Origin of the sequence: Mesorhizobium sp. LNHC252B00 (assembly GCF_000502955.1) — a bacterium.
Lineage (GTDB): Bacteria > Pseudomonadota > Alphaproteobacteria > Rhizobiales > Rhizobiaceae > Mesorhizobium.
In genome coordinates this window covers 1-24,012 of the sequence record NZ_AYWO01000007.1, presented here as the reverse complement: position 1 = coordinate 24,012, position 24,012 = coordinate 1, and the positions used below count along the sequence as shown (strand labels likewise).

At 62.9% G+C, this 24,012-nt stretch carries 25 protein-coding genes; 16 read left to right on the top strand and 9 right to left on the bottom strand.

All coding sequences use genetic code 11. From position 1 onward, the window contains the following. Nucleotides 1-263: 263 nt before the first annotated feature. Together X744_RS158500 and X744_RS158505 are read left to right on the top strand one after the other, a co-directional pair. On the top strand, nucleotides 264-1,184 hold the full coding sequence (locus X744_RS158500; protein WP_023758920.1) for an SMP-30/gluconolactonase/LRE family protein: 921 nt from the start codon (nucleotides 264-266) through the stop codon (nucleotides 1,182-1,184). 75 nt (nucleotides 1,185-1,259) lie between these two features. Next, nucleotides 1,260-1,469, top strand: coding sequence for a 4-oxalocrotonate tautomerase family protein (locus X744_RS158505; protein ID WP_023758919.1), 210 nt, complete (start codon nucleotides 1,260-1,262; stop codon nucleotides 1,467-1,469). A 113-nt stretch (nucleotides 1,470-1,582) separates the two neighbouring features. Here X744_RS158505 and X744_RS158510 read toward each other — a convergent pair whose 3' ends face one another. The 9 genes from X744_RS158510 to X744_RS158550 form a co-directional block, all read right to left on the bottom strand. Next, the gene (locus X744_RS158510; RefSeq protein ID WP_023758918.1) at nucleotides 1,583-2,113 is read right to left on the bottom strand and encodes an NADPH-dependent FMN reductase; all 531 of its coding nucleotides are present in this window, start codon (nucleotides 2,111-2,113) and stop codon (nucleotides 1,583-1,585) included. A 39-nt stretch (nucleotides 2,114-2,152) separates the two neighbouring features. Continuing rightward, on the bottom strand, nucleotides 2,153-2,773 hold the full coding sequence (locus tag X744_RS158515) for a pyridoxamine 5'-phosphate oxidase family protein (RefSeq protein WP_023758917.1): 621 nt from the start codon (nucleotides 2,771-2,773) through the stop codon (nucleotides 2,153-2,155). A gap of 9 nt (nucleotides 2,774-2,782) precedes the next feature. After that, nucleotides 2,783-3,439 carry a septation protein A gene (locus X744_RS158520; RefSeq protein WP_023758916.1) on the bottom strand — a complete coding sequence of 219 codons (657 nt, stop codon included), beginning with the start codon at nucleotides 3,437-3,439 and terminating at the stop codon, nucleotides 2,783-2,785. A 61-nt stretch (nucleotides 3,440-3,500) separates the two neighbouring features. Further along, nucleotides 3,501-5,219 (bottom strand): signal recognition particle-docking protein FtsY, encoded by a 1,719-nt coding sequence (gene ftsY, locus X744_RS158525; protein WP_023758915.1) that lies wholly within the window; start codon nucleotides 5,217-5,219, stop codon nucleotides 3,501-3,503. Between the two features lie 12 nt (nucleotides 5,220-5,231). Next, nucleotides 5,232-6,545, bottom strand: a complete 1,314-nt coding sequence (gene mtaB, locus X744_RS158530; RefSeq protein WP_031260138.1) for a tRNA (N(6)-L-threonylcarbamoyladenosine(37)-C(2))-methylthiotransferase MtaB — start codon at nucleotides 6,543-6,545, stop codon at nucleotides 5,232-5,234. Next, entirely contained in the window at nucleotides 6,545-7,429 is an 885-nt protein-coding gene (gene dapF, locus X744_RS158535; RefSeq protein ID WP_023758913.1) for a diaminopimelate epimerase, read from the bottom strand. The genes mtaB and dapF overlap by 1 nt, the downstream gene beginning before the upstream one ends. 72 nt (nucleotides 7,430-7,501) lie before the next feature. Further along, nucleotides 7,502-7,663, bottom strand: a complete 162-nt coding sequence (locus X744_RS1000000171940; protein ID WP_023758912.1) for a DUF1328 family protein — start codon at nucleotides 7,661-7,663, stop codon at nucleotides 7,502-7,504. Between the two features lie 101 nt (nucleotides 7,664-7,764). Beyond that, nucleotides 7,765-8,331 carry a hypothetical protein gene (locus X744_RS158545; RefSeq protein ID WP_023758911.1) on the bottom strand — a complete coding sequence of 189 codons (567 nt, stop codon included), beginning with the start codon at nucleotides 8,329-8,331 and terminating at the stop codon, nucleotides 7,765-7,767. A 71-nt stretch (nucleotides 8,332-8,402) separates the two neighbouring features. Beyond that, nucleotides 8,403-9,422, bottom strand: a complete 1,020-nt coding sequence (locus X744_RS158550) for an MBL fold metallo-hydrolase (protein WP_023758910.1) — start codon at nucleotides 9,420-9,422, stop codon at nucleotides 8,403-8,405. A gap of 280 nt (nucleotides 9,423-9,702) precedes the next feature. Between X744_RS158550 and X744_RS158555 the strand changes: the two genes are divergently transcribed. From X744_RS158555 to lpdA, 14 genes are all read left to right on the top strand, one after another. Next, nucleotides 9,703-10,242, top strand: a complete 540-nt coding sequence (locus X744_RS158555; RefSeq protein ID WP_023758909.1) for a protease inhibitor Inh/omp19 family protein — start codon at nucleotides 9,703-9,705, stop codon at nucleotides 10,240-10,242. 40 nt (nucleotides 10,243-10,282) lie between these two features. Beyond that, nucleotides 10,283-11,482 (top strand): cell division protein ZapE, encoded by a 1,200-nt coding sequence (gene zapE, locus X744_RS158560; protein ID WP_023758908.1) that lies wholly within the window; start codon nucleotides 10,283-10,285, stop codon nucleotides 11,480-11,482. Nucleotides 11,483-11,882: 400 nt separating this feature from the next. Continuing rightward, the gene (mdh, locus tag X744_RS158565; protein WP_023758907.1) at nucleotides 11,883-12,815 is read left to right on the top strand and encodes a malate dehydrogenase; all 933 of its coding nucleotides are present in this window, start codon (nucleotides 11,883-11,885) and stop codon (nucleotides 12,813-12,815) included. Between the two features lie 16 nt (nucleotides 12,816-12,831). Continuing rightward, entirely contained in the window at nucleotides 12,832-14,025 is a 1,194-nt protein-coding gene (gene sucC / locus X744_RS158570) for an ADP-forming succinate--CoA ligase subunit beta (RefSeq protein ID WP_023758906.1), read from the top strand. Nucleotides 14,026-14,029: 4 nt separating this feature from the next. Then, nucleotides 14,030-14,401, top strand: a complete 372-nt coding sequence (locus tag X744_RS158575; protein ID WP_023758905.1) for a cupin domain-containing protein — start codon at nucleotides 14,030-14,032, stop codon at nucleotides 14,399-14,401. A gap of 3 nt (nucleotides 14,402-14,404) precedes the next feature. After that, nucleotides 14,405-14,902, top strand: a complete 498-nt coding sequence (locus X744_RS158580) for a DUF1579 family protein (protein WP_023758904.1) — start codon at nucleotides 14,405-14,407, stop codon at nucleotides 14,900-14,902. 83 nt (nucleotides 14,903-14,985) lie between these two features. After that, nucleotides 14,986-15,291 carry a hypothetical protein gene (locus X744_RS1000000173615; RefSeq protein ID WP_023758903.1) on the top strand — a complete coding sequence of 102 codons (306 nt, stop codon included), beginning with the start codon at nucleotides 14,986-14,988 and terminating at the stop codon, nucleotides 15,289-15,291. Continuing rightward, a complete protein-coding gene (locus X744_RS0136710) occupies nucleotides 15,218-15,634 on the top strand; it encodes a PIN domain-containing protein (RefSeq protein WP_031260135.1) in 417 nt (138 codons plus the stop codon). Before X744_RS1000000173615 ends, X744_RS0136710 begins: the two co-directional genes overlap by 74 nt. Before the next feature lie 27 nt (nucleotides 15,635-15,661). Beyond that, on the top strand, nucleotides 15,662-16,564 hold the full coding sequence (gene sucD / locus X744_RS158585; protein ID WP_023758901.1) for a succinate--CoA ligase subunit alpha: 903 nt from the start codon (nucleotides 15,662-15,664) through the stop codon (nucleotides 16,562-16,564). 215 nt (nucleotides 16,565-16,779) lie between these two features. After that, nucleotides 16,780-19,767, top strand: a complete 2,988-nt coding sequence (locus X744_RS158590; RefSeq protein ID WP_023758900.1) for a 2-oxoglutarate dehydrogenase E1 component — start codon at nucleotides 16,780-16,782, stop codon at nucleotides 19,765-19,767. Nucleotides 19,768-19,834: 67 nt separating this feature from the next. Further along, nucleotides 19,835-21,115 carry a 2-oxoglutarate dehydrogenase complex dihydrolipoyllysine-residue succinyltransferase gene (odhB, locus tag X744_RS158595; RefSeq protein WP_023758899.1) on the top strand — a complete coding sequence of 427 codons (1,281 nt, stop codon included), beginning with the start codon at nucleotides 19,835-19,837 and terminating at the stop codon, nucleotides 21,113-21,115. 58 nt (nucleotides 21,116-21,173) lie between these two features. Further along, nucleotides 21,174-21,692, top strand: coding sequence for a hypothetical protein (locus X744_RS158600; RefSeq protein WP_023758898.1), 519 nt, complete (start codon nucleotides 21,174-21,176; stop codon nucleotides 21,690-21,692). Then, nucleotides 21,689-22,444, top strand: coding sequence for an SDR family oxidoreductase (locus X744_RS158605; RefSeq protein ID WP_023758897.1), 756 nt, complete (start codon nucleotides 21,689-21,691; stop codon nucleotides 22,442-22,444). The genes X744_RS158600 and X744_RS158605 overlap by 4 nt, the downstream gene beginning before the upstream one ends. Before the next feature lie 24 nt (nucleotides 22,445-22,468). After that, nucleotides 22,469-23,875, top strand: a complete 1,407-nt coding sequence (lpdA, locus tag X744_RS158610; RefSeq protein ID WP_023758896.1) for a dihydrolipoyl dehydrogenase — start codon at nucleotides 22,469-22,471, stop codon at nucleotides 23,873-23,875. Nucleotides 23,876-24,012: the final 137 nt, after the last annotated feature.

Here is a 24,012-nt window from a genome sequence, read left to right as displayed (position 1 = left end):
TTCCTCCCTTGATCGATACGAAGCATGACATAGTAATGGTGCATTGCAAAAAGAAGATGTTGCAATGCACCATTGCGTCCAGCGCATAGCCGGTTAAAGCCACATTTACCCGAGTTAAGCCGACTTAACCCAAGTTAACCGCGATCAACCCGCATTCCCTCAATCACGTCTGAAGGAGACTGCGGACGATTTCACGGATCGATCTTGCCATATCGATCGCCGGCTGGCTTGATCCGATCTCACGTGATGCCGGGAGGAAAAGTATGGCGGCCGCAGACTATTATGAAGTTCTCGATTCACGCTTCGCACGCCTGTTCAACGGCAACGCGCAGGTCGAGAAGCTGTTCACCGGATGCCAGTGGGCGGAAGGACCGGCCTGGTTCGCCGCCGGCCGCTATGTCGTCTGGTCCGACATCCCCAACAACCGCATGCTGCGCTATGACGAGACCGACGGCAATGTCAGCGTCTTCCGGCAACCATCCGGCAACTCCAACGGCAACACGGTCGACCGGCAGGGCCGGCTGGTGACCTGCGAGCATTCGGGCCGCCGCGTCAGCCGCACCGAGTTCGACGGCTCGGTCACCACCATCGCCGCCAAATGGAAGGGCAAGCGGCTGAATTCGCCCAACGACGCGGTGGTGAAGTCGGACGGCTCGATCTGGTTCACCGATCCGAGCTACGGCATCGACACCGACTATGAAGGCGACAAGGCCGAGAGCGAAATCGGCGCCTGTCATGTCTACCGGGTCGATCCCGGCACAGGCGACGTCGAAGCCGTCATCACCGACATGGTCAGGCCCAACGGGCTGGCCTTCTCGCTCGACGAGAGCAAGCTCTATGTCGCCGACACCGGCCGCACGCATGGCGCGCAGAACCCGGCGCATTTGCGGGTGTTCAACGTCGGCAAGGGCGGCAAGAAGGTGTCGGGCGAAAAGATCTTCGCCGACTGCACCGCCGGCCTGTTCGACGGCTTCCGCCTCGACGAGGACGGACGCATCTGGACAAGTGCTGCCGACGGCATCCATTGCTACGATCCAGACGGCACGCTGATCGGCAAGATCAAGGTGCCGGAGGTGACCGCCAATTGCGTGTTCGGCGGCAACAAGCTGAATTGCCTCTACATCGCCGGCACGACCTCGCTCTACATGGTGCGGCTCATGGTCAACGGCGCCAAGACCTATTGAGACCAAGCACTGCGACCATTAGACAGTTTCATAGAAGCGGCTCGCGAGCACGAACCGCCCCGGGGAGGACAAAAAATGCCATTCGTCAACATCCGCATCGTCAAAGAAGTGATCGCCGCCGATCCGGCGGGCAAGAAAGCGGACATTGCCAAGAAGGTCACGGCTGCCATCATGGACGCCACTGGCCTTGGCAATGACGATGTCTGGGTGGTCTTCGAGGAGGTCAATGCGCGTGACTGGTATGTCGGGAAGACGGATGTGGAGACATTGAGGGGGAAGAAGTAGTTCGAAGGCGTGGAGGCCCAGCCCCACGCCTTCGTCATCCTAGGGTCTGCGCCGCGTCGCTGCGCTCCTTGCTCCGCCCCAGGATGACGAAGCGCGGTGATGGCCGTTCAGCATCAACGCGCGCGAATGAAATCCGCGAAAGAATTCAGCGCATCATGCATCGCCAGCCGGCTCGCCGGCTCGGCCAAGACAGCTTCCACCTCAGGCGGCTTCTTGCCGAGCAGGGCAATCTCCAGCACATGCTCGCAAAGCGCGAACGACATGGTGCGCATGATCTCGGCCAGTGCGGCGCGGGCGATTAGAGAGCGCGGCGAGGCGTGCACCAGCATGGCGGGCTTGGCGACAGCGGCGTCACGCGACACCAGCCAGTCGAGCCCGTTCTTCAGCCCGCCCGGTATGCCATGGGCATATTCGGGACAGGAGAAGATGACGCCGTCGGCTTGAGTGACGGCATCGATCAGTTCGGCGGCTTCGAGCGGCGTCCGCTCGCCCTCATCGTCGGGATTGAAGATCGGCAGACGGCCAAGCCCGTCATAGATGGCGATGCGACAGCCGGTCGGCGCATTGCGCGCCAGTGCCGCGATCAGGGCCGAATTGGTGGAGGCCGCCCGCAGGCTGCCGGAGATGGCAAGGATGTTCAGCAAGGCAGGGAACCAGTCGGGACGAATCGTCGTCCGAAAAACCTACCACATCGTCTGCTTATATTCCTCATCGAGCCAGCGGTCGGTCGCCTCGGCCGAATCGGTCAGCGCCAGCTGATCGCGCAGGATTTGGCCGAGCGTCGGCAGCGTCGCGCGGTCGTACCAGGTCTCCGGCTTCCACAAATCCGAGCGCATGAAGGCCTTGGCGCAATGCATGTAGGCGGCCTTGACGGTGACCACGACGACGCTTTGCGGTTCCTTGCCGTCGATGGCAAGGCGCTCGCGAAGGCCCCCGTCGACGGTGATGCGGGCGGCGCCGTTGACACGCAACGTCTCGTTCATGCCGGGAATGAGGAAGAGCAGCCCGACCGAGGGATGGAGGAGGATGTTCTCCAGCGTGTCGAGCCGGTTATTGCCGGGCCGGTCCGGAATGGCGATGGTGGTGTCGTCGAGCACGGCGGCAAAGCCCGGTTTGTCGCCCTTCGGCGTCACGTCGGCATTGCCGGCGCCGTCGGACGAGCCGATCAGCACGAACGGGCTCTTGCCAATGAAGGAGCGGCAATGGCCGTCGAGCGCTTTCAACTCCTTACGGATCGAGCCGTCGGTCGGTCGCGGCGTCTTGTAGATCGTCCTCAGTTCGTCGCGCGTGGTGACGAATTCCACGGTCCTCTCCTATTTCCCGGTCTTGTCCTCGAGCGAATGGCGCAGGATCAGCGGCATCTGGCTGAAGGTGAACAGAAGCGTGATCGGCATGATGCCCCAGACCTTGAAGGTAACCCAGGCGTCGGTGGAAAAATTCCGCCACACAACCTCATTGGCGAGGGCCAGGAACAGGAAGAACAGGCCCCAGCGGAAGGTCAGCTTGCGCCAGCCTTCGGCATCGAGGCTGAAGGCCGAATCGAAGACATAGCCAAGCAGCGACTTGCCGAAGTAGAGGCCGCCGAGCAGCACGCCGCCGAACAGCGTGTTGACGATGGTCGGCTTCATCTTGATGAAGATGTCGTCCTGCAGATAGAGCGTCAGCGCGCCGAAGATGAAGACGACGACGCCCGACACCATCGGCATGATCGGCAAGGTGCGCATCAGCAGCCATGAGGCGATCAGCGCGATTGCCGTGGCGGCCATGAACAGGCCGGTGGCGACGAAAATCGGCCCACCGAACTCGGCCAGGGCAGGGAATTTCTGCACCAGCCAGGCGCCGCGCGCATTGGTGAAGAAGAACACCATCAACGGCCCCAGCTCCAACACCAGCTTGAGCAGCGGATTGACGCCTTCCTTCTTTTGTTTTTGCGGATCGGACGGATCGCGTTCGAGAATGGGTGGGTTCATGGAAGCTCTTTCTTACGCAGAATCCGATCCAAAAAGACTGCAACTTTTTGGGACATGCTTGTTAGGCAACTCCAGCGATCGCCCTGGCGAATTCGCTTGCCGAGAACGGTTCGAGGTCGTCGACCTGTTCGCCGACGCCGATGAAATAGACCGGCAATTTGTGCTTCGCCGCGATCGCCACTAGAATACCGCCGCGCGCCGTGCCGTCCAGCTTGGTCATCACCAGGCCGTTGACGCCGGCGACATTGCGGAAGATTTCGACCTGGCTGAGTGCATTCTGGCCGGTGGTGGCATCGACGGTTTGCAGCACGGTGTGCGGCGCTTCCGGATCGAGCTTGCCGAGCACGCGGACGATCTTTTCGAGCTCCGCCATCAACTCGGTCTTGTTTTGCAGGCGGCCGGCGGTGTCGATGATCAGCACGTCTGAGCCGGCTTCCTTGGCCTTTTCGAAGGCGTCATAGGCGAGGCCCGCCGCATCGGCGCCGAGCTTGGAGGCGATGACAGGCGATTTCGTCCGCTCGCCCCAGATCTTCAACTGCTCGATCGCCGCGGCGCGGAACGTGTCGCCGGCGGCAAGCATCACCGACAGGCCGCCATTGGTGAGCTTGGCGGCAAGCTTGCCGATCGTCGTGGTCTTGCCGGTGCCGTTGACGCCAACCACCAGGATGACATGCGGCTTGTGCGAGAGATCGAGTTCCAGCGGCATGGCGACGTGGGTCAGCACCTTCTCCACCTCGGCCGCCATGATGGTGCGAACCTCGGTGTCGGAGACATCCTTGCCGTAACGGCTGGCGGCCAGCGCATCAGTGACGCGCAGCGCGGTTTCCATGCCGAGATCGGCACGGATCAGCACGTCCTCCAGATCCTGCAGCGTCTCCTCGTCCAGCTTGCGCTTGGTGAAGACCCCGGCAATGTTGCCGGTCAGTTCCTTGGACGAACGGGCAAGCCCGTCCTTCATACGCTGCAACCATGAGCGCCTCGGCGCCGGCTCCGGCGCCTTCTGCGGCTCTGCCTTCTGCTCGACCTTCTTGGTGACGGTTACCTTGCCAGGCGCGGGAACGGATTTTGGCGCGGGGACGGCCTGCGGTTCGGGCGCGATCTCCGAAACGAGCGGCTGCGATTCGAATGGCGCAGGCTGGCGAATGGGAGGTGCGATCTCGGCCGGCGGATGAGGGGCCGCGCCGACGTCTGATGGTGGCTGAGGGGCCGGCGCCGGCGTCGGCACCTCGATTGGAGTTGGTGTCTCTGTCGGAACCTCGACCGGCGGCACCGGCACTTCGATCGGCGCCGGTTCCGGTTGCTTTTCCGGGCGTGACGGAACGATCTCCGGCTCGGCGGGCGCGGGTGGCGGTACCTCTTGCGGCTGAGGTTTGGGAGCAGGTTCTGGGACGGCGGGAGGTGTTGGTATTTCCTCGGGCGCCGGCGGCTCGGCAGGCGTCTCAGGCGCGGGTTCTTCTTCCGGCTCGGGCTTCGGCAGAGGTTCCGGCCCGGGCGGAACTATCGGCTCAGGTGCTGGCGGAATGGTCGGTGCCGGCTCCTCGACAGGCGCCGGTTCCGTCGCAGGGATCACCTTCGGCTCAACCGTCGGCGTCGGCGCAGTCTCCGCCTCGGGCTCCAGCTCGTCGCGCTTCAAAAACTCCGGCACGACCTGCTCGGCCGCCGGCTTCAGCGCATCGAGTGCTTCCCACTTGATCGGCGGCAAAGGGGCGGTTTCGTCGACCCGCTCCTCGACCACCTCCTTCTTGCCGAACGAAAATATCTTCTTGAAAAAACCAGCCATGCTTTGCGTTTCTCAGGCCGCGCGGGCGGAAAGGGGCGTCGCGATCAGCCGGGTACCATCGTGGCCCGATATATCGGCCTCGACGATTTCGCCCGGTGCGCCGGTGCCGAGTGCGGCAAGCGTAAACCCTTCGGTGCGGCCAAGTCCGTCGCGCTCGACCAGGATCGACTGACGGGTTCCGGAAAGCGACGACAGATGCCTGATATAGGCAGCGTCACCCGCGGCGCGCAGCCGGGCAGCGCGCTGCTTGACCAATTCGCGACGGAGCTGCGGCATGCGCGCGGCAGGCGTGCCGTCGCGCGGGCTGAAGGGGAAAACGTGGAGATAGGTCAGGCCACACTCCTCGACGATTTTTTCCGAGTTCTCGAACATTTCGTCGGTCTCGGTCGGGAAGCCGGCGATGATGTCGGCGCCGAAGACGATGCCGGAGCGCAGCTTGCGAACGTCCTCGCAGAAGCGGATCGACTGGTCTCGACTGTGCCGGCGCTTCATGCGCTTCAGGATCATGTCGTCGCCCGATTGCAGCGACAGATGCAGATGCGGCATCAGCCTGGGCTCGGTGGCGATGGCGTCGAGCAGATCGTCGTCGGCCTCGATCGAATCGATCGAGGACAGCCGCAGGCGCTTCACGTCGGGCACCTGCCTGAGGATGGTTCTTACAAGTTTGCCGAGCTTCGGCGCGCCCGGTAGGTCGGCGCCAAAACTGGTCATGTCGACTCCGGTCAGCACGATCTCGGCATAGCCGTTTCCGGCGAGCCGTTTGACCTGCTCGACCACGGCGCCCATCGGCACAGAGCGCGAATTGCCGCGGCCGTAAGGGATGATGCAGAAGGTGCAGCGGTGGTCGCAGCCGGTCTGCACCTGTACGAAGGCGCGCGCGCGGCCCTCGATGGCGTCGACCATGTGGCCTGCGGTTTCGCGCACCGAAAAAATGTCGTTGACGCGCGCCTTCTCGGTGTCGTTGACGCCGAAATCCGGCAGCGCGCGATAGGAGTTCGCCTTCAGCTTCTCCTCGTTGCCGAGCACGAGATCGACCTCGTCCATTGAGGCGAATTTTTCAGGCTCGGTCTGCGCGGCGCAGCCGGTGACGATGATGCGGGCTTGCGGGTTGTCGCGGCGCGCCTTGCGGATCGCCTGTTTGGCCTGGCGAACGGCTTCGCCGGTGACGGCGCAGGTGTTGAAGATCACGGCGCCGCCTTCCAGCGCACCGAGGCCGGCACTTTCAGCCTCGCGCCGCATCACCTGCGATTCATAGGTGTTCAGCCGGCAGCCGAAGGTCACCACATCGATGCCCTTGGACACCGGGCTCTTGGACAGAGCGGACATCAGGCCGCGCTTTCGGTGTCGCGGGCCCATGTTCCTGTCGCCGGATCGAAGCTGCCGGAAAATTCCCATTCGGCGGCACCGGTGAGGATGACGTGGTCATCGTCGCGCCATTCGACATGCAGTGTGCCGCCCCCGGGCGTCAACAGGCTGACGCTGCGGCCGGTCCGATTGGTGCGGGCGGCTGCGACCACTGCGGCGCAGGAGGCCGAGCCGCAGGCCTTGGTCAGGCCGGCGCCACGCTCCCATGTGCGGATGATCATGGTTTCTGGCGAGGTGACCTGAGCGATGGTGATGTTGGCCCGTTCGGGAAACATCGGATGGTTCTCGAGCAGCGGGCCGAAACGATCGAGCTCGTAGGACCAGATGTCGCGGTCGACCCAGAAGATGGCGTGCGGATTGCCCATCGAGACGACAGAGGGTGAATGCAGCACCGGCGCGTCGATCGGACCGATCTGCAGCTCGATCATGCGGGTGTCGTGGAATTCCTCGGCCAGCGGAATGTCCTGCCAGCCGAAGCGCGGTATGCCCATATCGACGGAGATCGAGCCGTCGGCATGTTCGCGCGCGTTAAGAATGCCGGCCACGGTCTCGAAGGTGAAGGTCTTCTGGCCCGTCTCGGCGGCGAGCGCCTGGACAACGCAGCGCATGCCGTTGCCGCAGGCCTGCGCGCTGGTTCCGTCGGAATTCAATATGTCGATGAAAAAGGAGGTGCCCGGCGTCCTGGCGTCGTGGATCGCCATGATCTGGTCGAACCTTGTCGCGGCATCGGCGTTCAGCGCGATTGCCGCGGCCGCCGTCACCCGATCGGCACGGCTACGCATGTCGGCAACGATAATCTCGTTGCCGATGCCGTTCATCTTGGCGAATGGGGCAGTGCTGGCCATTGCTCCGTAAATTCCGTGTCCGATTGGCGCTATATGGCGGAAACGGGCAGGAATTACCAGTGCGGAGCCGCTTTACGTCACCGCGAAAATGCCCAGTACCATCAGCAGGAAGATGATCAGAACGATGCCGATGAGGATGCGCGCACCGGTTGCGGCAGCACCTGCCAGCGCCGGCATGCCGAGCAGGCTCGCCGCTGCGGCGATGATCAGCAAAATGACAATCCATTTGAGCATGGGAATGCCTCGCAAACCGATAGATTTTGAAACCATATGAAAAACGCGGTTGCCGCGCTTGGGTTCCCGTCGGCTTGCGAGGCCGCTGCCCGTTGACCGACCTAGCCGGCGATCTCGATATCGGTGGTGAAGGGCGCCGTCTTGCTCGAATTCTCGTCATGCATGAGAAAGTCGCACCGGTATTTGCCGGGCAGCAAGCCGTCGAGGGAGAGGTCCAGCTTGAAGAACAGTTCGCGGTTGTGTGAGCGGGAGGCGACCTGGACACGGCCGACCTTCTCACTTGTCCCGAGAGTCTCGCCGGCCGGTGAAACGACGGTGATGTCGACGGAAAGCGCGATCATGCTGTTGCCGAGACCGTCCGTGCCATAGCCGTAGCCAACAGGCTCCATATAGAGCACGATCTTCTCGCCAGGTTTGTAGATGCGATTGGCACGCTCGCTGTAGATGCCGAAACCGCTTGCGGAATCGACCTGTTTGACGTTCTGGACGGTCAGCGGCATCGCTTGCCAAAAGGCTTCCTCCGCGCCGCGGAATTTGTCCAGCGCGCCGGCGCCGTCACCCGACTGCAGCAGTTTTTCGGCCTCGGTGGCGCGGTCGCCGATTTCGCCTGCGAAAGCGCACGGCGTCGAAAACGCCAGCGCCATCAGAACTGCCACGATCGATTTCATCTGAATTCCCCTTTGCCCGTTAGGCTGACCATCTGCGAAAATGACCGGGGCGTAAATGGCCAATGCAGACGTCAGTCGCGCCCGATCTCGGGTATGCTCCAGACCTCGCCGGGCCGCAAGGCGCGAAAGCGCTCTCGTGGGACGCCTTGGTCATCAAGCGCCTCGGTCAGTTTTCGCGCCGGCTCGTCGATCGGTTCGTCGGTGAGCTGGAAAGTGCCCCAGTGGCAGCCGGCGGCGAAAGCGGCGTTGCACAATGTCATGCCTTGCACCGCCTCCTCCGGATTCTGGTGCTGCGGCGCCATGAACCAGCGCGGCTCATAGGCACCGATCGGCAGGATGGCGAAGCGGAAGCCGCCATGTTTCTCGGCCATCAGCCGATAGTTGATGCCGCCGTGGAAGCCGGTGTCGCCGGCGAAATAGAGTTTGCCGTTCGGCGTCCCGACGACGAAGCCGGCCCACAGCGCCATGCGCCGGTCGCGGGCGCCCCGCGCCGACCAGTGGTGCGCCGGCTCGACATGGACGACGACGCCATTGCCGACCTCGACCCTGTCGCCCCAATCGTGCGCCGACAGCCGCATGCCGGGAATCGCATCGCCAATCAGGGTATCGTTGCCGAGCGGAGTGAGCACCAGCGGGTCGTGGCCGGCCTTCAGCCGCTTCAGCGTGGCGAGGTCGAGATGGTCGTAATGATTGTGGCTGACCAGCACGAGGTCGATCGGCGGCAGGTCGGCGAAAGCGATGCCTGGCGGATTGATGCGCCGTGGACCGGCAAAGAAAAGCGGCGACGCGCGCTGCGACCAGACCGGGTCGGTCAGGATGTTCAGACCGGCCGTCTGGATCAGCAAGCTGGAATGGCCCACCATCGTCACATCAAGCGCGGCGCCTTCGACGCTCGCGGCCGGCTTTGCCTGCGGGAAGGGGCTTGGATTCGTCGCCGGCCATTTCGAGCGCTTGCCATTCAACTGCCATTTCAGCAGGTCGGCGAAACGGCCGGGCAGCTGGCCGTCGGGATTGAAGAACAAGGTGCCGTCGAAATGATCGCTGGGCGGGCCGCTATAGTAGCGATTGGCGGCTCTCTTTCTCGCGGCCAATTTTGCGGCTCCGGCAGGTTGCGTCTCCCTGACATAGGCGCTGTGCCTGCTTGCGCAAGCGTGTGACCGCCGAATGCCAGGGGGCGGCCAGTGTCAACCGGGACCTCAGGGCGACGCGCGACAGTGGCCCGTACCATCGCGATTGCGACAAATTTGCAACAAATCTTGCTGCAAACCGTATTTTAACCATATCGGGTTGAAATTTCGCCACCTTCTCCATCTTGGTGGAGGTGAGATTGTGCGGACGGCTTCCCCCCAGCCGGATCCGACGGAGGTTGGAATGACTTTTTCGAAAACCGGCCTGGTGGCCGTATCGCTGGCCGCGCTCGTTGCGAGCGGCTGTTCGACCTCACGTTTCTCGTCGATGGGCGATCAGCAGCCGGCACCGCTGGAGGCCGCGCCCGCCGGCAAGGTGACCGCGAACCAGCTACCGCCGCCGGCGTCGCCCGGCACCACGGACCCGTCGCAATTCCCGACCGCGCCGGCGAATACGCAGGTGGCCTCGCTGCCGCCGGACGGTACGGCGCCCGCCGGAGCCTCGGATCTCAATGCCGCCAGCGTCGCCGGCGTCTGGAATGCCAGCGTTTCGGGCCAGAGCTGCAAGGTGGCGACGCCGCAGACCAAGTTCGGTGCCGGCTTCCGCGCCGGGCCGCTGCATTGCCCGGCACCGATCGACGGCATCAAGTCGTGGAACGTCGCCGGCAAGCAACTGACGCTTTATGACGAGAATGGCGGTGCGCTGGCGCGGCTCTATTCCTCGGGCGGCTCGAAATTCGACGGCCAGACTTCGAACGGCCAGCCGATTTCGCTTACAAGATAGACATATTTTTCCTGGAAATTGCTCCGGAACGACATGACCGATGCATCTGCGTGACGGCCTCCAGATCCATGCGACCGTCAGGCAGCGTTACGACCATCTGGTGGAAACGGGGGCGATCGAACGCGATCCGCTACAGGAGCGGATCGCAGCTGCGCTTGACCGGCTGACCGATGAGATTTCGGCCAAGCGGCTGGCACAGAAGTCCAGCGCGCTGGGCTGGCTGTTTGCCCGCAAGCGCGGAACGCACGAGGCCGTCAAAGGGCTCTACATCCATGGCGGCGTCGGCCGCGGCAAGACCATGCTGATGGACATGTTCTTCGAGCTTGTGCCGGTACGGCGCAAACGCCGCGTCCACTTCAACGACTTCATGGCCGATGTCCAGGACCGCATCCAGAAGCACCGGCAGGCGCGCAAGAACGGTGACGTCAGGGAAGACGATCCGATCCCGCCCGTCGCCAAGGCGCTTGCCGAGCAGGCCTGGGTGCTGTGCTTCGACGAGTTCTCGGTCACCGACATTGCCGACGCGATGATCCTGTCGCGGCTGTTTTCGGCGCTGTTTGCCAACGGCGTGGTGCTGGTCGCCACCTCGAACGTGGCGCCGGAAGATCTTTATAGAGAAGGGCTGAACCGCCAGCTTTTCCTGCCCTTCATCGGCATTCTGGAGCGGCATGCACAGGTGCTGGCACTCGACGCCGACAAGGACTACCGGCTGGAAAAGTTCGCCCGCATGCCGGTCTATGTCACGCCGGCCGGTGCGGCGGCCGACCAGATACTCGACGAGGCCTGGCAAACCATGACGCGTGGCGTGCCGATTACGGAGACCTCGCTGACCCTCAAGGGCCGGCAAGTGGTCGTGCCGCGCGCAGCAGGCGATGCGGCGCGGTTTTCCTTCGCAGATCTCTGCGAAAGGCCGCTTGGGGCACGCGACTACCTGGCGATCGCCGGGCGCTTTTCGACCATCTTCGTCGACCATGTCCCGGTGCTCGGCGAAGGCAAGCGCAACGAGGCCAAGCGCTTCATCCTGTTGATCGACACGCTTTATGACCATCATGTACGGCTGGTGATGAGTGCAGAGGCTCCGCCGACGCAGCTTTATCTCGCAAAGCGCGGCGTCGAGGTCTTCGAATTCGAGCGCACGGCATCGCGCCTGATCGAGATGCAAAGCCACGACTGGCTGGAGGATTGGGCGGAGCGGCAGAAGGTGAAAGTGGCGCCAGAAGCGCAGCAGGCGCGGGCGTAGAGATGGAACCCCAAAGCGGATCCGTAGCGTTCCGTCACACCCCTCTGTCCCGCCGACTATCAAACCGTTCGAGTCCGATCTGACCGTGTGCCCAAACACATCCTCTGCCACGCGCATCACAAGGGCGTCATCATCTGGAAATAGCCTTCTGATTTCCATACTCACTGTGTAAAACTTCGCAAGTCGGCTTACAAACTTTGACGTTTACGTAAGTCCCAATCAGTCTAACCGATTGAAAATGCTCGCCTCAAAATAATCGTTTGAATTTGAGCCGCGCCGAGGCTATTGGTGCGGCGAAAGTCTCGCGGGTCCTCGCAGCATTCCGGCCTCTTCTTCGACGTGCCATCAAGTCGCCAAACGATTTGAGACACCGTCACCGACAAAGGGAAAACATCCTGACATGGCACGCAACAAGATAGCGCTCATCGGCTCCGGCATGATCGGCGGCACGCTCGCCCATATGATCGGCCTCAAGGACCTCGGCGACGTGGTGCTGTTCGATATCGCCGATGGTATCCCGCAGGGCAAGGGGCTCGATATCGCGCAGTCGTCGCCCGTCGATGGCTTCGACAGCCGCCTCACCGGCATCAACGACTATGCCGGCATCGAGGGTGCCGATGTCTGCATCGTCACCGCCGGCGTGCCGCGCAAGCCCGGCATGAGCCGAGACGACCTTCTGGGCATCAACCTCAAGGTCATGGAACAGGTCGGTGCCGGGCTGAAGAAGTACGCACCGAAGGCCTTCGTCATCTGCATCACCAATCCTCTCGACGCCATGGTCTGGGCGCTGCAGAAGTTCTCCGGCCTGCCCAAGAGCCATGTCGTCGGCATGGCCGGCGTGCTTGACAGTGCGCGCTTCCGCTATTTCCTGGCTGAAGAATTCAAGGTCTCGGTCGAGGACGTCACCGCCTTCGTGCTCGGCGGCCACGGCGATTCCATGGTGCCGATGATCCGCTATTCGACGGTGTCCGGCATTCCGCTGCCCGACCTCATCAAGATNCAGCGCACCCGCGACGGCGGCGCCGAGATCGTCGGCCTGCTCAAGACCGGCTCGGCCTACTACGCGCCGGCCGCCTCGGCGATCTCGATGGCCGAAGCCTACCTCAAGGATAAGAAGCGTGTGCTGCCGTGCGCCGCGTATCTTTCCGGTCAGTATGGCGTCAAGAACACCTATGTCGGCGTTCCCGTGGTGATCGGCGCCGGCGGCGTCGAGCGCATCATCGAGATCGAACTGAACAAGAGCGAGCAGAAGATGTTCGACAGTTCGGTGGCGACGGTGCAGGGACTGACCGAGGCCTGCGCCAAGATCGCACCGCAGCTCGCCGCCAAGTAACCCGGAGAAAATCCAGATGAACATCCATGAGTATCAGGGCAAGGCGCTGCTGAAGTCGTTCGGGGCGCCGGTGGCCGAGGGCGTACCGGTGTTCAAGGCGAACGAAGCGGAAGCCGCCGCCAAGGCGCTCCCCGGCCCGCTTTATGTGGTGAAGAGCCAGATCCATGCCGGCGGCCGCGGCAAGGGCAAATTCAAGGAGCTCGGCCCGGATGCCAAGGGCGGTGTGCGGCTGGCGAAGTCGGTCGCCGACGTCGTCACCAACGCCAATGAGATGCTGGGTAACACGCTGGTCACCAAGCAAACCGGCCCGGCCGGCAAGCAGGTCAACCGCCTCTACATCGAGGACGGCGCCGATATCGAGCGCGAACTCTACCTGTCGATCCTGGTCGACCGCTCGGTCGGCCGCGTTGCTTTCGTCGTCTCGACCGAAGGCGGCATGGACATCGAAGCGGTCGCGCATGACACGCCGGAAAAGATCATCACTGTCGCCATCGATCCGGAAAAGGGCGTCACATCGGCCGATCTGAAGGCGCTCAACGGTGCGCTGAAGCTCGACGGCGACGCGGCCAAGGACGGAGATACGCTGTTCCCTATCCTCTACAAGGCCTTTGTCGAGAAGGACATGAGCCTGCTCGAGGTCAATCCGCTGATCGTCATGAAGAGCGGCCGGCTGCGCGTGCTCGACGCAAAAGTGTCGTTCGATAACAACGCGCTGTTCCGTCACCCGGATGTGCTCGAACTGCGCGACACCACCGAAGAGGACGAGAAGGAGATCGAGGCGTCGAAATACGACCTCGCCTATGTCGCGCTGGACGGCAATATCGGCTGCATGGTCAACGGTGCCGGCCTCGCCATGGCGACAATGGACATCATCAAGCTCTATGGCGCCGAGCCGGCCAACTTCCTCGATGTCGGCGGCGGCGCGTCGAAAGAGAAAGTGACGGCGGCGTTCAAGATCATCACCAAGGATCCGGCGGTGAAGGGCATCCTGATCAACATCTTCGGCGGCATCATGAAGTGCGACATCATTGCCGAGGGCGTGATTGCCGCGGTCAAGGAAGTCGGGCTCCAAGTGCCGCTGGTGGTGCGCCTGGAAGGCACCAATGCCGAGCTCGGCAAGAAGATCATCAACGACAGCGGCCTCAACGTGGTGTCGGCCGATGATCTCGACGACGCGGCCAAGAAGATCGTGGCGGCGGTGAAGGGCTGAGCGGATGCCTCCGCGCAAGATAAATCTGGTCGAGGCGGCGGATGCGAAGATCAGCAAGGTCTTCGATCCGCACATTGCCGGCGACATCAATGACAGCCAGGCCAAGGTCGCCAAGTTCGGCGAATCCTTCGACTGGCACGCGCATGACAATGAGGACGAGGCCTTCCTCGTGCTGCGTGGGCGCATTGCCATCGATTTTCGCGACGGTCCGGTCGAGCTTGGCGAGGGCGATTTCATCGTCGTGCCGCGCGGCGTCGAGCACCGGCCGCGCTCGCTGACTTCGGAGCCCGTGGTGCTGATGTTCGAGCCGGCGACGACGCTCAACACCGGCAACGCCAAGAGCGACCTCACCGTCTCCGACCTGAAGCGGCTCTGACCCATGAACGCAGCCGCCTTCTCCTCGCTCTCGGCCGATCACCAGCGCCTGCAGGCGCTGGTCGGCGCGTGGCGTGGTGAGGAAGAGGTGGCGGCAACTCAATGGACCGATGCCGGCACGGCGACTTCCGAAGTGCTGGCTGAGGCACAGTTCGGCGGGCTGTTCGTGGTGCAGCGCTATCGCCAGCGTCGCGACGGCACGGTCTCGTTCGGCGCGCACAGCGTGTTTGGCTTCGACCAGCAAAACAGCATCGCCACCATGCATCAGTTCGACTCGATGGGCTTCGTGCCGGCGGCTCCGGCCACGGGCACTTGGAACGGCAACGAACTCACTGTGGAGCGGTCGTCGCCGCGCGGCGTCGCGCGCGTGACGTATGTTTTCGACGGTGCCGACGCCTACCGCATGCGATTGCAGTTCAAACCTGCCGGCAGCGATGCCTGGCAGGACATGGTGAGCGGCGTTTACCGGCGCGTCTCGCCTTCCGAGTTAGGGGAAGGCTGAGCGATGCAGGTCGTGGGCATGGCGGTTGAAAAAATACACATAATCACACATATATTGGCTGTGTATTTATGTGGAGACAAGCGATGAAGAATGTCACCCTAGCCATGGACGAGGCTCTGCTCGAAAAGGCGCGAGGCCTTGCCGGACGTCGCAACACCACGCTCAACGCCCTCATTCGTTCACTGCTTGCGCATGAAGTCGAGCAGGAAGACCGGATGGCCTGGGCCAAGGCGGGAATGAAGCGACTCATGGACGAGGCCGCGAGACGGGGCGACAGCGCCGACACCCCCTACAAGTGGGATCGAAGGGACGCCTATGCCGACCGGGAGGATCGATTGCTTTCTCGACACGAACGTCCTGATCTACGCGGCTTCGGAGAAGAATCGTGATCCACGCCGCGCGCCGATCGCCGCAGAACTGGTATCGAGCACCATCTTTGGCGTGTCGGGGCAAACTTTGGCCGAATTCGCCGCAGTGTCGCGAGCGAAATCCCTCCTGGGCGATGACCTGCTCGACCAGTGGCTGGTTCTCCTCGGGACCTGTCCTTTGGTGCCCGTCGACGAAAGCTACGTCCGCTCTGGGCTGGACCTCGCGCGCCGTTACGGAATTCACTACTACGACGCCGCGCTTCTCGCCGCGGCCGTCTATCTCGGTGCGCCGATTTTCTACACTGAGGGTCTCAACCACAACCAGGTTTATGGCTCGGTACGAGCCGTCAATCCTTTCTTGTAATCGCTGAATCCAGAGGCGTTATCACCCATGTCCATTCTCGTCGACAAGAACACCAAGGTGCTGGTGCAGGGCCTGACCGGCAAGACCGGTACGTTCCACACCGAACAGGCGCTGGCCTATCACGGCACAAAAATGATCGGCGGCATCCATCCCAAAAAGGGCGGCGAGACCTGGACCGGTTCCAAGGGCGAGAGCCTGCCGATCTTCGCCACCGTCGCCGAGGGCAAGGAGAAGACCGGCGCCAACGCTTCAGTCGTCTATGTGCCGCCGGCGGGCGCCGCCGAAGCCATCCTGGAGGCGATCGAGGCCGAGATCCCGCTGATCATCTGCATCACCGAAGGCATACCGGTGATGGACATGATCAGGGTCAAGGCGCGGCTCGACCGCTCGACCTCGAGGCTGATCGGCCCGAACTGCCCGGGCGTCTTGACGCCCAACGAATGCAAGATCGGCATCATGCCCGGAAACATCTTCCGCAAGGGCTCGGTCGGCGTTGTTTCGCGCTCGGGAACGCTTACCTATGAGGCAGTGTTCCAGACCACCAATGTCGGCCTCGGCCAGACCACCGCCGTCGGCATTGGCGGCGACCCCGTCAAGGGCACCGAGTTCATCGACGTGCTCGAGATGTTCCTCGCCGACGACGAGACCAAGTCGATCATCATGATCGGCGAGATCGGCGGTTCGGCAGAGGAAGACGCCGCGCAGTTCCTCAAGGACGAAGCCAAGCGTGGCCGCAAGAAGCCGATGGCCGGCTTCATCGCCGGGCGCACGGCGCCGGCCGGCCGCACCATGGGTCATGCGGGCGCGGTCATCTCTGGCGGCAAGGGCGGCGCCGAGGACAAGATCGCGGCAATGGAATCGGCCGGCATCAAGGTATCGCCCTCGCCGGCAAGGCTGGGCACGACGCTGGTCGAGGCAATCAAGAGTTAAAGCGAGTAGCGAGTAGCGAGTAGTGAATAGCGAATAGGGAAAACAGAGTAGCGGTGCGACCACGGGGCAATCCCTACTCGCTATTCGCTACTCCCTATTCGCTCAAACAGGAGACGGAGCCGGGCTCCGCGGACAAAAAATGGCAAGACAAGATCAGGCCAACGACCNCCCTATTCGCTCAAACAGGAGACGGAGCCGGGCTCCGCGGACAAAAAATGGCAAGACAAGATCAGGCCAACGACCAGTTTTCGCTCACCTCTTTCCTCTATGGCGGCAATGCCGATTACATCGACGCGCTCTATGCCGCCTATGAGGACGATCCAGCCTCGGTCAATGCTGAATGGCAGGAGTTCTTCGCCGGGCTGAAGGATGATGCCGGCGATGTGCGCAGGAACGCCAAGGGCGCCTCCTGGGCGAAGCCGTCCTGGCCGCTGCAGGCCAATGGCGAACTGGTCTCGGCGCTAGACGGCAATTGGGGCATCGTCGAGAAGACCATCGAAAAGAAGGTCAAGGACAAGGCGGTCACCAACGGTGTCGTGCTTTCCGATGCCGACGTACACCAGGCGACGCGCGATTCCGTGCGCGCCATCATGATGATCCGCGCCTACCGCATGCGCGGCCATCTGCATGCCAATCTCGACCCGCTCGGCATCGCCAAGCCGCTCGAGGACTACAACGAATTGTCGCCGGAAAATTACGGCTTCACCGAAGCCGATTACGACCGGCCGATCTTCCTCGACAATGTGCTCGGGCTTGAATTCGGCAGCATCCGGCAAATGCTGGAAATCCTCACCCGCACCTATTGCTCGACGCTGGGCGTCGAGTTCATGCATATTTCCGATCCCGAGGAAAAGGCCTGGATCCAGGCGCGCATCGAGGGCGCCGACAAGGAGATCTCCTTCACCGCCACCGGCAAGAAGGCGATCCTGCAGAAGCTGGTCGAATCCGAAGGTTTCGAACAGTTCATCGACGTCAAGTACAAGGGCACCAAGCGTTTCGGCCTCGATGGCAGTGAAGCGTTGATCCCGGCGCTGGAGCAGATCATCAAGCGCGGCGGCCAGCTCGGCATGAAGGAGATCGTGCTCGGCATGGCGCATCGCGGCCGGCTGAACGTGCTCTCCCAGGTGATGGCCAAGCCGCACCGCGCCATCTTCCATGAGTTCAAGGGCGGCTCGGCCGCGCCCGACGAGGTCGAGGGCTCGGGCGACGTCAAGTACCATCTCGGCGCCTCGTCGGACCGCGAGTTCGACGGCAACAAGGTGCATCTGTCCTTGACCGCCAACCCCTCGCATCTGGAAATCGTCGACCCGGTGGTGATGGGCAAGGCGCGCGCCAAGCAGGATTATCTGTTCGGCCGCAGCCGCGAGGAAATCGTGCCGCTGGAAGAACGCGCCAAGGTGCTGCCACTCTTGCTGCACGGCGACGCCGCCTTCGCCGGCCAGGGCGTGATCGCCGAAATTCTCGGCCTGTCCGGCCTGCGCGGCCACCGGGTCGCCGGCACGCTGCATTTCATCATCAACAACCAGATCGGCTTCACCACCAATCCGCGTTTCTCGCGCTCGTCGCCCTATCCGTCCGACGTGGCCAAGATGATCGAGGCGCCGATCTTCCACGTCAATGGCGACGACCCGGAAGCCGTGGTGCACGCCACCAAGGTGGCGATCGAATTCCGCATGAAGTTCCACAAGCCCGTGGTGGTGGACATGTTCTGCTACCGCCGCTTCGGCCACAATGAAGGCGACGAGCCGGCCTTCACCCAGCCGATCATGTATCGCAACATCCGCACCCACAAGACCACGGTACAGATATACGCCGACCGCCTGATTGCCGAAGGCCACATCACCCAGGCCGAATTCGACCGGATAAAGGCCGACTGGCGCGCGCATCTGGAATCCGAGTGGGAAGTCGGCCAGCATTACAAGCCCAACAAGGCCGATTGGCTCGACGGCGCCTGGTCGGGCCTGCGCACGGCCGACAACCAGGATGAACAGCGGCGCGGCAAGACCGCCGTGCCGGTCAAGACGCTGAAGGAAATCGGCAAGAAGCTGACCGAGGTGCCGAAGGATTTCGAGGCGCACAAGACGATCATCCGCTTCCTCGAAAACCGCCGCCAGGCGATCGAATCCGGCGAAGGCATCGACTGGTCGACGGCGGAGGCGCTGGCCTTCGGCGCCATCCTGCTCGACGGCAATCCGATCCGCCTGTCGGGGCAGGATTCCGAACGCGGTACCTTCTCGCAGCGCCATTCCGTGCTCTACGACCAGCGCGACGAGACCCGCTACATCCCGCTCAACAATCTGTCGGCCGCACAGGCCGGCTACGAAGTCATCAACTCAATGCTGTCGGAAGAGGCGGTTCTGGGCTTCGAATATGGCTACAGCCTGGCCGAGCCGAAGGCGCTGACGCTGTGGGAAGCGCAGTTCGGCGACTTCGCCAATGGCGCCCAGGTGGTGTTCGACCAGTTTATCTCCTCAGGAGAGCGCAAGTGGCTCCGAATGTCGGGCCTCGTGTGCCTGCTGCCGCATGGCTATGAAGGCCAGGGCCCGGAACACTCCTCGGCCCGGCTCGAGCGCTTCCTGCAGCTTTGCGCCGAAGACAACATGCAAGTCGCCAACTGCACGACGCCGGCCAACTACTTCCACATCCTGCGCCGGCAGCTGAAGCGCGACTTCCGCAAGCCGCTGATCCTGATGACGCCGAAGTCGCTGCTGCGCCACAAGCGGGCGGTGTCGACGCTGCCGGAAATGTCGGGCGAGAGCTCGTTCCACCGGCTGCTTTGGGACGATGCCCAGCTGCTGCCCAACCAGGCGATCAAGCTCACCAAGGATTCGAAGATCCGCCGCGTCGTGCTGTGCTCGGGCAAGGTCTATTACGATCTCTACGAGGAGCGCGAGAAGCGCGGCATCAACGACATCTATCTGCTGCGCGTCGAACAGCTCTATCCATTCCCGGCCAAGGCGCTGATCACGGAACTGTCGCGCTTCCGCAATGCGGAGATGGTGTGGTGCCAGGAGGAGCCCAAGAACATGGGCGCCTGGTCGTTCATCGACCCGTATCTGGAATGGGTGCTGGCGCATATCGATGCCAAGCATCAGCGGGTGCGCTACACCGGCCGCCCGGCGGCTGCCTCGCCGGCGACCGGGTTGATGTCCAAGCACCTTGCCCAGCTCGCCGCCTTGCTCGAAGACGCGCTTGGTGAATAGAACAGAGCGCCCCAATAGAGCAGAATTGGGCTGACAAAACAGAACCGACCAGAAACGGACAGGCACAATGGCTACCGAAATCCGCGTTCCCACTCTCGGCGAATCCGTCACCGAAGCGACCATCGGCAAATGGTTCAAGAAGGTCGGCGATGCCATTGCCGCCGATGAGCCGCTGGTCGAGCTCGAAACTGACAAGGTGACGGTGGAAGTGCCCGCCGCCGCCGCCGGGACGCTGAGCGAAATCACCGTCAAGGAAGGCGAGACGGTCGGCGTCGGCGCGCTGCTGGGTTCGATTTCGGCAGATGGCGCGGCCGCAGCGACTGCGACCAAGCCGCAGGCGGTGTCGCAGGCCTCGTCGCCGGATGCAGCATCGACCGGCAAGCAGGCGGCGGCCGAGACCGCCAAGATTGCCGGCGATGCCGGACCGGTCGAGCCGCGCAGCATGCCGCCGGCGCCGGCGGCGGCGAAACTGATCGCCGAACACAATCTCTCGGTCGACCAGCTCTCGGGTTCGGGCAAGCGCGGCCAGGTGCTGAAGGGCGACGTGCTCGACGCCATTTCCAAGGGTGCGCCATCGCAGCCGGCCGAGACACCCAAGGCCACACCGGCACCGGTTGCCATGCGCGCGCCGTCCTCTGGCGACGACGCATCGCGCGAGGAACGTGTGCGCATGACCAAGCTGCGCCAGACGATCGCGCGCCGTCTCAAGGAAGCGCAGTCGACCGCCGCCATGCTGACCACCTTCAACGAGGTCGACATGTCAGCGGTGATGGCACTCAGGGCCAAGTACAAGGACGTGTTCGAGAAGAAGCATGGCGTGAAGCTCGGCTTCATGGGCTTCTTCACCAAGGCCGTGACCCACGCCTTGAAGGAAATCCCTTCGGTCAATGCAGAGATCGACGGCACCGATATCATCTTCAAGAACTACGCCCATATCGGCGTCGCCGTCGGCACCGAAAAGGGCTTGGTCGTGCCGGTCGTGCGCAATGCCGACCAGATGTCGATCGCCGAGATCGAAAAGGACATCGGCCGGCTGGGCATCGCCGCGCGCGACGGCAAGCTGTCGGTCGCCGACATGCAAGGTGGCACGTTCACGATCTCCAATGGCGGCGTTTACGGGTCGCTGATGTCGACGCCGATCCTCAACGCGCCGCAGTCGGGCATCCTGGGCATGCACAAGATCCAGGACCGGCCTGTCGTGGTCGGCGGCCAGATCGTGATCCGGCCGATGATGTATCTGGCGCTCAGCTACGATCACCGCATCGTCGATGGCAAGGAAGCGGTGACCTTCCTCGTCCGCGTCAAGGAAAGCCTGGAGGATCCGGAACGGCTGGTGCTCGATCTCTAGGATTGGTGCCGATCCGGCTGTTAAACGGTAGGCAGGGGGAAGGGATCTGCGCAGCAGAATGACGATTTGTTCCCTTAGCCTTTCTAGGGTGCTTTCGTTCGTATCGATCGCGGGCGGCATGGCGTTGGCCGTCGCTGGCGCCCATGCCGCCTGTCCGATCGGGCTCGCCGTCTATGGCGATGCCCAAAGCGGCAGCGAGATCGATTTTACGCCAACCGGCACCTCGGCGACCGTCACCAACACGTTCCGCATGATCCTCGACAACAATGTCGTGCTGAACGGCATCGTCATGTGGAACGAGGGCGTGTCGCGGCCCAACGGCGCGCTCATGTACAAATGCCCGGACGGCGACGTTACCGGCGAGGAGCTTGCCGCCTGCACGGCCTGGCATGGCGTCATCTACGCATCGGATGACGAGGGCAGCATCGGGCTGCTGCCGTCTGAAAGCGTCGAGGCGCCTAAGACGCTGATACTGCCGGATCTCGGGCCGTCGCTGCGCCAATCCTCGGCCTATGGCGGCAGCGGGTTTTCGAAGGTGCCGTGGGATGTATTTGCCTTGAAGGGATGTCAGGAATGAGCGGGACGCAAAAGGTGTTGCTGGTCACCGGCGGCAGCCGCGGCATTGGCGCCGCGATCTGCCGGCTCGGCTCGAAGGCCGGCTACCGGCTGGGAATCAACTACGCTTCGAACCGGAATGCCGCCGACGCATTGCTCGCCGAGATCAAGGCCGGCGGCGGCGAGGCTTTTGCCGTCAAGGGCGATGTCGGCGCCGAGTCCGATATCGTGGCCATGTTCGGCGCTGTAGACCGCGCCTATGGCCGGCTCGATGCCTTCGTCAACAATGCCGGCATCGTCGACGTCAAGGCGCGCGTCGATGAAATGGATGTGGCGCGGCTCGAGCGCATGATGCGCATCAATGTCGTCGGCTCGTTCCTCTGCGCCCGCGAGGCGGTCAAGCGCATGTCGACCCGCCACGGCGGCTCGGGCGGATCCATCGTCAACATCTCGTCGGCGGCAGCGACATTGGGCTCGCCGGGCGAATTTGTCGACTATGCCGCCTCCAAGGGTGCCATCGACACTTTTACCATCGGGCTCGCCCGTGAAGTCGCCCTGGAAGGTATCCGCGTCAATGCGGTGCGGCCGGGCCTCATCGATACCGAGATCCATGCCTCTGGCGGGCAGCCGGACAGGATAGAACGGTTCCGCGATATACTGCCGATGAAAAGAGCGGGCACCGCGGATGAAGTCGCGAGTGCGGTTCTCTATCTCCTATCCGATGCGGCGTCCTATACGACGGGCGCGATCCTGAATGTCAGCGGCGGCCGCTGAGCCCCAATCAAGAAGGACAGTATCATGGCTTATGACGTCGTTATCATCGGATCGGGACCGGGCGGCTATGTCTGCGCCATCAAGGCGGCGCAGCTCGGGCTGAAGGTCGCGGTGGTCGAGAAGAACGCGACCTTCGGCGGCACCTGTCTCAACATCGGTTGCATCCCGTCCAAGGCGCTGCTCCATGCCTCCGAGATGTTCGCCGAGGCCGGGCATTCCTTCGACACGCTGGGCGTCGAGATACCGGCGCCGAAGCTGAACCTGAAGAAGATGATGGCGCACAAGGACGCGACGGTGTCTTCGAACGTCAACGGCGTCGCTTTCCTGTTCAAGAAGAACAAGATCGACGCGTTTCGCGGCACCGGCAAGGTGATCGCGGCCGGCAAGGTCTCGGTGACCGGCGAGGACGGCAAGGTCGAGGAGATCGAGACGAAGAACATCGTCATCGCCACCGGCTCCGATGTCGCCAGCATTCCCGGCGTCAAGGTCGACATTGATGAGAATGTGATCGTGTCTTCGACCGGGGCGTTGTCGCTGGAGAAGGTGCCCGGCCATCTGGTGGTGGTCGGAGGCGGGGTTATCGGGCTCGAGCTCGGCTCGGTGTGGGCCCGGCTCGGCGCCAAGGTCACCGTGGTCGAGTTCCTCGACACGATCCTGGGCGGGATGGACGGCGAGGTCTCCAAGCAGTTCCAGCGGCTTTTGTCGAAGCAGGGTTTCGAGTTCAAGCTCGGCGCCAAGGTCACCGGCGTCGCCAAGGCCAAGAAGGGCGCGACCGTCACTTTTGAGCCGGTCACGGGCGGTGCCGCCGAGTCCATCGAAGCCGACGCGGTGCTGATTTCGACGGGACGCCGCGCCTATTCCGACAACCTCGGGCTGAAGGAAGCCGGCGTCGAGGTCGACGAACGCGGCCGTGTCAAGATCGATGGCCATCTGCGGACCAACGTTCCCGGCATCTATGCTATCGGCGATGTCATCGCCGGACCGATGCTTGCGCACAAGGCCGAGGACGAGGGCGTGGCGGTGGCGGAAATCATTGCCGGCCAAGCCGGCCACGTGAACTATGACGTCATTCCGAGCGTCGTCTACACAAGCCCGGAAATCGCCTCGGTCGGCAAGACCGAGGAAGAGCTGAAGAAGGCAGGCATTGACTACAAGGTGGGAAAGTTTCCCTTCAGCGCCAATGGCCGGGCACGCGCCATGCTGCATACCGACGGTTTTGTGAAGATCCTCGCCGACAAGACGAGCGACCGCGTGCTCGGCGTGCATATCGTCGGCTTCGGCGCCGGCGAGCTGATCCACGAGGCGGCGGTGCTGATGGAGTTCGGCGGCTCGTCCGAGGATCTCGCCCGCACCTGCCACGCACATCCGACGATGTCGGAAGCGGTCAAGGAGGCGGCGCTGGCAACGTTCTTCAAGCCGCTCCACATTTAGCTAAAGGCGATCAACGCTTCGTGGTCCCAGCGCGGAGAGGGAGCCGCATTTCTCGGCTAACCTCGCGACATGAATCCTTGGCTCAAGCCGAGGAGCGACCGGCGCTATAGCCTAAACAAAACGGCCCACCTTTCGGT